4 protein-coding genes and 1 tRNA gene are annotated in these 2,943 nt (G+C 49.1%); 2 read left to right on the top strand and 3 right to left on the bottom strand.

Annotated elements, in window-relative coordinates; genetic code table 11:
• Positions 1–147: 147 nt before the first annotated feature.
• Positions 148–1,317, bottom strand: a complete 1,170-nt coding sequence (locus tag ACKTSG_RS13940) for an iron-containing alcohol dehydrogenase (RefSeq protein ID WP_407895616.1) — start codon at positions 1,315–1,317, stop codon at positions 148–150.
• A gap of 89 nt (positions 1,318–1,406) precedes the next feature.
• The gene (locus ACKTSG_RS13945) at positions 1,407–2,078 is read right to left on the bottom strand and encodes a hypothetical protein (RefSeq protein WP_407895618.1); all 672 of its coding nucleotides are present in this window, start codon (positions 2,076–2,078) and stop codon (positions 1,407–1,409) included.
• A gap of 109 nt (positions 2,079–2,187) precedes the next feature.
• Here ACKTSG_RS13945 and ACKTSG_RS13950 point away from each other — a divergent pair, with 109 nt between their 5' ends.
• On the top strand, positions 2,188–2,517 hold the full coding sequence (locus ACKTSG_RS13950) for a DsrE family protein (protein WP_407895620.1): 330 nt from the start codon (positions 2,188–2,190) through the stop codon (positions 2,515–2,517).
• 119 nt (positions 2,518–2,636) lie between these two features.
• Positions 2,637–2,710, top strand: a tRNA-Arg gene (locus ACKTSG_RS13955).
• A 38-nt stretch (positions 2,711–2,748) separates the two neighbouring features.
• Here the strand turns inward: ACKTSG_RS13955 and ACKTSG_RS13960 are convergent.
• The coding region (locus ACKTSG_RS13960) for a hypothetical protein (RefSeq protein ID WP_407895622.1) at positions 2,749–2,943 on the bottom strand (195 nt) is incomplete at its 5' end.

Below are 2,943 nucleotides of genomic sequence, written 5' to 3' on the forward strand. Positions count from 1 at the left end.
AGGTTGATCCGGAAACTGGTGAATGGAAAGGTTCCGGTATCGAAACGTTATTTTAAAACAAGACAGCTCTCAGTGAACTGCCTTGCAGGTAAATCGAATTCAGTTCCAACAAATTGGGTAAAGGTCACGCATCAAGCTGTTTTTTTACTATTTTGCGTCGTAAGCTTGTTGGAACAATTCAACGATTTGCGCTTTGGTGGCTTTGCGTGGATTGGAAAAGGCATTACCGTCTTTCAACGCATTTTCAGCCATTAATTCAAAATCTTCAGGCTTGGCGCCTAACGCTTTGATCGAAGCGGGAATGCCAACATCTTGCGCCATTTGCCGCATGGCTTTGATCGCCAGCTCAGCCGCATCGCGCACGGATAAGCCCTCGACATTTTCGCCCATGGCCACTGCCAGATCACGGAAGCGTTCAGGACAAGCGATGATGTTGAATTCTTCCACGATTGGCAACAACAAAGCACAGCATACGCCATGTGGGGCATCGTATTGGCCGCCAAGCTGATGGGCCATGGTATGCACGTAACCCAGATCTGCATTATTAAACGCCATGCCGGCTAACATTTCGGCTTGCACCATACCAAACCGTGCTTCCAAATTGTGGCCGTTGGCTACCGCTTCGCGCAAGTTAGCTTCGATCAACTTGATGGCTTGCAGGCATTGTCCATCAGTGATGGCATTGCGGTTGGTGGACACATAAGGCTCGATGGCTTGAACAAAAGCATCCATGCCAGTGGCTGCCGTCAACTTTGCTGGGACATCCAATTGCAAGGATGGGTCATTGAACGATACCAATGGAATGTTGCGCCAAGACACCACCACGAACTTCAAATGCGTGGCTTCATTGGTGATCACACAATGGCGCGTCAATTCAGAGCCGGTACCGGCAGTAGTATTCACCGCAATCAGCGGCGGCAGCGCGTTTTCCAGCGTTTCGATCCCGGCTAATTTGGTGATATCATCCCCATTGGTCAAAATGATCCCAGTGCCCTTGCCTGTATCATGCGCTGAACCGCCGCCAACGGTGATGATCGAATCACAGTTATCCGCTAGGTATTGGGCTTTGGCCGCTTGGATGTTGCGCACTTTGGGATTAGGTTCGACCCCATCGTAAAGACTAAACGGTACCCCTGCTACTTTCAGTGAGTTCAAGGTTTGCGCAACAGGACCACTTGCCACACTCGCTAAAAACTTGTCAGTGACCACCAACGGATGGGTCATATGCAACATTTTAGCGCGTTCACCGATTTTAGCGATCACGCCTGGGCCAAAGAAATTCACACTTGGCATCAAGAAATCAAAGTTAGTTTTCATGGCATTCAGCCTCCTATATCGTTTACTCCCACAGTATAAGTGACTGAATTCACAATGCCAACGGACACCTGAGCGCTTTTGTCCGTTGACTAGATCAATGCCGTTATCCGATTGACCACCAAGTCGATCACCCCCATGATCATCACCACAGCAAGTAATAACCCATTGAGTTGCGCCCAAGCGCTCAACCCTGCCGGCCATAGCCAATTCATCAACGCCGCGACTGCCAACAAGATGATCACCAAGATCGGTAACCCGATCAAGGTGTTTTTCAGATCTTGTTTGGACAAACTCGCGCCAAACGTCAATAAAATGGTGAGGCAAAACCAGCCGATCACCCAAGGCCAATCAGGCGTTGGGCCCACAGTTAACAGTTGCGCCACAGGCACTTTGTGAAACCATGCGCGTTTGCCTACTGCCAACAAGATCCCGCTGATCCCCCAAATCGGTGCCGCACTGGCTAACCCCACGCCTAAACGCTGCCACAACGAATGACGCTTGTAGTTGAACGTCACATGCGCCGCTGATCGGGCATCTGGGCGCATGGAAAAACCGGCAATTTGCACCCCAAACAAGCGACCCACTGCAGCATGTAGCGCTTCGTGGACGAAAATGCCAGGTTTCATCAGCCATAATTGACTGTTCGGTTTGCCGGTGCGATCAACGACTTGTTGAATGGTCGCCGCGTTTAACCAAGACAGGCCTAAGCTGGCGAAAATCAAGATCAACAAGGTAAAACCGACAGTTTGCAGAATTTGCATAGACGCTCCTTTATTGGCCATGTCACAATTTCGTGTCACGGCGATGTCGCTTATTTTTTGTGCATGGATTATGCTATCATAAAGGTAAATCGATCAGGGGGCATTGTTGATGGACGTGATCTTTCATATTGATGAACCAAGCAAGTGGCCGGTGTTGTTGAGTAATGTGCAGCATTATCAAGAGTGGCTGCAAGCAGAAAGTGACAACTCAAGTATCGAAATTCTCGTCAATGGTGAGGCGGTTTCGCAAGCCACCGACCAAAGCGATGTTGACCTATGTTTGTTAGCCCGAGACGTCAACATTGCCGTGTGCGCCAATTCTTTGCGCCAGCGCCACCTCACCCAAGACCAGTTGCAAGGTGGCTTGACTGTCGTCCCTTCTGGCGTGGTGGAATTGGTCAAACGCCAACACGCCGGCTTTGCTTACATTAAACCATGACCGCCAACGCCTGAGCACAACTCAGGCGTTTTTTGATGGATTTTTAGCAATTCGCGCATGGCGGTTGTTAAGGCCCGTCTTGCACGACACGCGTTCACCACGTATAATTGATAAAGTCTGCAGCAGTAGCTCACCTGGATAGAGCAATAGTTTCCTAAACTGTAGGTAGTGAGTTCGAGTCTCACCTGCTGCATTTTGATTCAATTATGCCGATGATCGCGGTTAAAACGCCTAGTAATAGGCGTTTTTGTTTTCAATAGAACTCAACCACGAAAATAGCGCACTGCGGCACTTGCCTATGACCTTTACCCAATTTGTTGGAACTGAATTCGATTTACCTGCAAGGCAGTTCACTGAGAGCTGTCTTGTTTTAAAATAACGTTTCGATACCGGAACCTTTCCATTCACCAGTTTCCGGATCAACCT

Source organism: Lacticaseibacillus salsurae, assembly GCF_045862175.1.
GTDB classification, from domain to species: Bacteria; Bacillota; Bacilli; order Lactobacillales; family Lactobacillaceae; genus Lacticaseibacillus; species Lacticaseibacillus salsurae.